Source organism: Pantoea sp. B_9, assembly GCF_008632015.1.
Taxonomy (GTDB): domain Bacteria; phylum Pseudomonadota; class Gammaproteobacteria; order Enterobacterales; family Enterobacteriaceae; genus Pantoea; species Pantoea dispersa.
The window spans coordinates 1-5,839 of the sequence record NZ_VWVL01000020.1 but is presented as its reverse complement, the minus strand read 5'-3'; the positions used below and the strand labels follow the sequence as shown (position 1 = coordinate 5,839).

The following is a 5,839-nucleotide window of genomic DNA, read 5'->3' as shown; positions in this document are numbered from 1 at the left end:
ATCAGGAACGTCTTTCTTCTGCAGGCCGGTGGGCAGGCGGACCACAAGCCGGCCATCCGCCGCCGCTCTGACCACGTCGGGCGCATAAATGGCGGCCTGTCGCTCATCCGGCCAGACGGAGTAAAAGGGGTTTGACGCTCAGTGGAACGAAAACTCACGCTAAGAACTGCCTCCTGCCTCCTCCTTCTGAAATAATCCCCAGGTAATTTTCGGGATGAATTCAAATTATTATCCTAAAGTTAATCAGCAAACACGTAAACTCTATGCGAGTGGATATGAATAACTACTTCAGAATAGTGCCTGAGCAGCTTACTAAAAAAGACATCGCAGAATCGCTCCGGCTGGCGACCCGGTTTTCCGGTAAAAATAATTTAGCTGAAGTTACGTTATTTACCAGGTATCCTCTTGAAATTATAAAGTTTATGGATGGATTGATACCGGGTAGCGAGAGTAAAAAATTAGTTGCAGGAGAAGCCGTCCAATACCAGGGGGTTAACATCAGCTATTCTACCGCTGTTGATGAAACAAAAAACTACGACGTGATTCTGGCTATTGACTGCCTGCCAGACAGGGGAGAAGCCGCTACCAGGAATTATGAGTATCAGATTGTTCTCGCTTCAGTCAGTCCGGACGATTATTCCTTACCCATTGATTACTGGCTCCGTGATACGAACCCAATCAGATTCTGACCGGGTTCGTATCTGTGTCGTCAGAGCAACCTGTTAAGCAATCTCTTTCTTATGCCGACCACAACCTGTTCCTGAAAATGAAGGCAAATCCAGACCGTCAGGACAAGAAATAAAGCATAGCCGCTCAGGCTTAGCTGTATGCCGCCCGCCCTGTCAACCCACTCATGCCATCCTCCACGCCAGTCTGAGAACATGCTCCGCAGCAGAGGCTCGAACGTGCTCCACAGGTAAAACAAGGGGACGTGCAGGGCAAAAATCGACAGGGATGATGCCCCCAGACGAGGCAGATAACGCCGCAGCAGGTCTGAGCGGGAAGTGGGAAGCAATGCACACAGGTACAGCAGCGCCAGCTGTGACGGCAGTAAAAGACCATTATGCAAAAGCGGATACCAGAAGCGCTCCGGGCGCTGGGTATAAATCCACGCTGCTAGGATAAAACAGGCAAGAATAAACAGCGACAGCATGCTGCAGCGAGCGACTCCGGGCCGGTACCCCCTCTGCTGATGCTGACGAAACAGGCTGTAACACAGGATACCGCATATAAACTCAGGCAGGCGAAACGGTGGAAATCGCTGCAGTAGGCCTGTCCAGGGTATCCCCCACAGGGCATTAAAAATGACGTAAAGCGGTGGTATCAGGCTGATAAAGCAGGTTAATGCAATAGCTGACTTAACCCTTTTTATGTTCAGTAACCGGGAGGTGATAAAAGGAAACACAAGGTAGAAAAAAAACAGTGTTGACAGAGACCAGAGTGGCGCATTAAAGGTGAGGTACAGCGGGTTCCAGGCCTGCAACATAAATAGCTGTAAAACAGAGTTAATCATCAGCTCACTGTTATCCATATAATGCTCCAGAAGCGAACGATCAGCTATCAGTTCATGCGTGTCATAAACGACAAAGCGTGGCGAGGCTCCGGGGCCATCCGGCGGAACTGACAGCCAGTGCATAAGTATCAGAACCAGAACTGAAGAAATGAGCGCGACAATATGTACAGGATAAAGATTACAGAAACGTTTAATCCAGAAACTACTTGCGGGTTCACGCATCTGATTCTGATTAAAGTAGACGTGAGCAAGCAAAAATCCGGACAATACGAAAAAAGTGCTGGTAGCAAAAAAACCCATGCTGGTGACGTTTCTTAACCATGGAATATGATCAAGCTGCGGATAACGGTGTGCGGTATGGTAAACCATAACAAAAAAACCAAGGGAAAATCTCAGCCATTCCAGTCCGACAAAACGGGGTTTATTATTCATCATGGCTCCGGGGCATGTTTATTTCGGTGAGTATTTTATAAACGGTTGAACGGGCAATTTTAAGCTGTCGGCTTATCTCTGACGCACCTGTGCCCTGCCTGTGCAGAGCCATTACACGCCCACGATCAACTTTTCTCTTACGCCCAAACCGGATCCCTTTCGCCATAGCTTCCTGTCTCCCTTCATTAGTGCGTTCCAGTATTCTCCGCCGCTCTGCCTGCGCGACTGCAGACAGAATGGTGACAACCATCTGACCCATTTCGCCATCGGTACAGATCCCGTCATCGATAAAACGGACCGCCACGCCCTGTGCGTCAAATTCTTTTATCAGCTGGATCAGCTCGGCGGTATCCCGGCCAAGACGGTCAAGTTTTTTCACCAGAATGACGTCGCCTTCCTCCACCTTCATGCGCAGCAGATCCAGCCCTTCACGATTGGCTGAACTGCCGGATGCCTTGTCGGTAAAGATGCGGTTCGCTTTTACCACTGCATCTCTGAGCGCCCTGATCTGAATATCAAGAGACTGCTGGCTGGTTGATACCCGTGCGTAACCAAAAAGTCGCGTAAAAATGTATCCTAAATCAAATATCAGACAGGTGGTGTCTGTTATAACAAAATAACGATTTAACGGACACGCAAAAGATGTCTTTTTTCAGTGTCCTACAATTCATAATATTTTGGACGGTTGCGGTTTTGTTAAAAAAAAGCCGTCAGGCAGGGAGGCCGATATGCCCGTTGATTTTTTGACCACTGAGCAGGCCGAAAGTTATGGCAGATTCACCGGCGAACCAGATGAACTTCAGCTGGGGCGTTATTTTCATCTTGATGAAGCGGATAAAGAATTAATCGGGAAAAGCCGGGGTGATCACAATCGGCTTGGTATTGCTCTGCAAATCGGGTGCGTGCGTTTTTTGGGCACTTTTCTTACTGACATGAATCATATTCCTTCCGGCGTCCGGCATTTTACTGCCAGACAGCTCGGGATTCGTGATATCACCGTTTTTGCAGAATACGGTCAGAGGGAAAATACCCGCCGTGAGCATGCAGCATTGATACGTCAGCACTATCAGTATCATGAATTTGCCTGGCCTTGGACATTTCGCCTTACCCGTCTTTTATATACCCGGAGCTGGATAAGCAACGAACGTCCTGGCCTGCTTTTCGCTCTGGCGACAGGGTGGCTTATGCAACATCGTATTATTCTCCCCGGAGCCACCACGCTGACCCGGTTGATTTCAGAAGTAAGGGAAAAGGCGACGTTGTGCCTGTGGAACAGGCTGGCACTGATACCGTCAGCTGAACAGCGTTCGCAGTTGGAGATGCTGTTGGGGCCAACTGATTGCAGCTGCCTGTCTTTACTGGAATCACTGAAAAAAGGCCCTGTGACCATTAGTGGTCCGGCGTTTAATGAAGCAATTGAACGCTGGAAAACTCTGAACGATTTTGGCCTGCATGCTGACAACCTGCGTACACTCCCGGCTGTGCGCCTGAAAAATCTCGCACGTTATGCTGGTATGACTTCGGTGTTCAATATTGCTAGGATGTCACCGCAGAAAAGGATGGCGGTTCTGGTTGCCTTTGTCCTTGCATGGGAAACGCTGGCGCTGGATGATGCACTGGACGTTCTGGACGCTATGCTGGCCGTTATCATCCGTGACGCCAGAAAGATTGGGCAGAAAAAACGGCTCCGCTCGCTGAAGGATCTGGATACATCTGCATTGGCGCTCGCCAGCGCATGTTCGTACCTGATGAAAGAAGATACACCGGACGAATCGATTCGTGCTGAGGTGTTCAGCTATATCCCCAGGGAAAAGCTGGCTGAAATCATCACACTTGTCCGTGAAATTGCCCGGCCCTCAGATGATAATTTTCATGACGAAATGGTGGAGCAGTACGGGCGCGTTCGTCGTTTTCTGCCTCATCTGCTGAATACCGTTAAATTTTCATCCGCACCTGCCGGGGTTACCACTCTGAATGCCTGTGACTACCTCAGCAGGGAGTTCAGCTCACGGCGGCAGTTTTTTGATGACGCACCAGCGGAAATCATCAGCCGGTCATGGAAACGGCTGGTGATTAACAAGGAAAAACATATCACCCGCAGGGGATACACGCTCTGCTTCCTCAGTAAACTGCAGGATAGTCTGAGACGGAGGGATGTCTACGTTACTGGCAGTAACCGGTGGGGAGATCCACGAGCAAGATTACTACAGGGTGCTGACTGGCAGGCAAACCGGATTAAGGTTTATCGTTCTTTGGGCCACCCGACAGACCCGCAGGAAGCAATAAAATCTCTGGGTCATCAGCTTGATAGTCGTTACAGACAGGTTGCTGCACGTCTTGGCGAAAATGAGGCTGTAGAACTCGATGTTTCTGGTCAGAAGCCCCGGTTGACAATTTCTCCCCTCGCCAGTCTTGATGAGTCGGACAGTCTAAAACGACTGAGCAAAATGGTCAGTGCTCTGCTCCCTCCGGTGGATTTAACGGAGTTGCTACTCGAAATTAACGCCCATACCGGATTTGCTGATGAGTTTTTCCACGCCAGTGAAGCCAGCGCCAGAGTTGATGATCTGCCCGTCAGCATAAGCGCCGTGCTGATGGCTGAAGCCTGCAATATCGGTCTGGAACCACTGATCAGATCAAATGTTCCTGCACTGACCCGACATCGGCTGAACTGGACAAAAGCGAACTATCTGCGGGCTGAAACTATCACCAGCGCTAATGCCAGACTGGTTGGTTTTCAGGCAACGCTACCGCTGGCACCGATATGGGGTGGAGGAGAAGTGGCATCTGCAGATGGAATGCGCTTTGTTACACCAGTCAGAACAATCAATGCCGGACCGAACCGCAAATACTTTGGTAATAACAGAGGGATCACCTGGTACAGCTTTGTGTCCGAGCAGTATTCCGGCTTTCATGGCGTCGTTATACCGGGGACGCTGAGGGACTCTATCTTTGTGCTGGAAGGTCTTCTGGAACAGGAGACCGGGCTGAATCCAACCGAAATTATGACCGATACAGCAGGTGCCAGCGATCTTTTTTTTGGCCTTTTCTGGCTGCTGGGATACCAGTTTTCTCCGCGCCTGGCTGACGCCGGTGCTTCGGTTTTCTGGCGAATGGACCATGATGCCGACTATGGCGTGCTGAATGATATTGCCAGAGGCCAATCAGATCCCCGAAAAATAGTCCTTCAATGGGACGAAATGATCCGAACCGCAGGCTCTCTGAAGCTGGGCAAAGTACAGGCTTCAGTGCTGGTCCGTTCATTGCTGAAAAGTGAACGTCCCTCCGGACTGACTCAGGCAATCATTGAAGTGGGGCGCATCAACAAAACGATGTACCTGCTTAATTATATTGATGATGAAGATTACCGCCGGCGCATTCTGACCCAGCTTAATCGGGGAGAAAGCCGCCATGCAGTTGCCAGAGCCATCTGTCATGGTCAAAAAGGTGAGATAAGAAAACGATATACCGACGGTCAGGAAGATCAATTGGGTGCACTGGGGCTGGTCACTAACGCCGTCGTGTTATGGAACACTATTTATATGCAGGCAGCCCTGGATCATCTCCGGGAGCAGGGTGAAACACTGAATGATGAAGATATCGCACGCCTCTCCCCGCTTTGCTACGGACACATCAATATGCTCGGCCATTATTCCTTCACCCTGGCAGAACTGGTGACCAAAGGACATCTGATACCATTAAAAGAGGCGTCAGAAGAGGAAAATGTCGCTTAACGTGAGTTTTCGTTCCACTGAGCGTCAGCCCCCTAAAAGCGGCAGTCTGGCGCGTGTTGGTGCCCGGAGAAGGCCCATGAGGCGAGCCAGCACTGGTCCGTTTTCTGTGACAGATGCACTTTCAGGCGCCGGCGCTGCGCGTCTTTCTCCGGGGGATGGC

Annotated in this window: 4 protein-coding genes; 2 read left to right on the top strand and 2 right to left on the bottom strand. The window is 50.2% G+C overall.

From position 1 onward, the window contains the following. The first annotated feature begins 275 nt into the window (after positions 1 to 275). Positions 276 to 689 carry a hypothetical protein gene (locus F3I21_RS23030; protein WP_150059892.1) on the top strand — a complete coding sequence of 138 codons (414 nt, stop codon included), beginning with the start codon at positions 276 to 278 and terminating at the stop codon, positions 687 to 689. Between the two features lie 20 nt (positions 690 to 709). Here F3I21_RS23030 and F3I21_RS23025 read toward each other — a convergent pair whose 3' ends face one another. Further along, positions 710 to 1,945 carry an acyltransferase gene (locus F3I21_RS23025; RefSeq protein ID WP_150059893.1) on the bottom strand — a complete coding sequence of 412 codons (1,236 nt, stop codon included), beginning with the start codon at positions 1,943 to 1,945 and terminating at the stop codon, positions 710 to 712. Continuing rightward, a complete protein-coding gene (locus F3I21_RS23020) occupies positions 1,938 to 2,516 on the bottom strand; it encodes a recombinase family protein (RefSeq protein WP_170264766.1) in 579 nt (192 codons plus the stop codon). Before F3I21_RS23020 ends, F3I21_RS23025 begins: the two co-directional genes overlap by 8 nt. 157 nt (positions 2,517 to 2,673) lie before the next feature. Between F3I21_RS23020 and F3I21_RS23015 the strand changes: the two genes are divergently transcribed. Beyond that, complete coding sequence (locus F3I21_RS23015) at positions 2,674 to 5,679, top strand: Tn3 family transposase (protein ID WP_150059890.1); 3,006 nt, start codon at positions 2,674 to 2,676, stop codon at positions 5,677 to 5,679. Positions 5,680 to 5,839 lie beyond the last annotated feature (160 nt).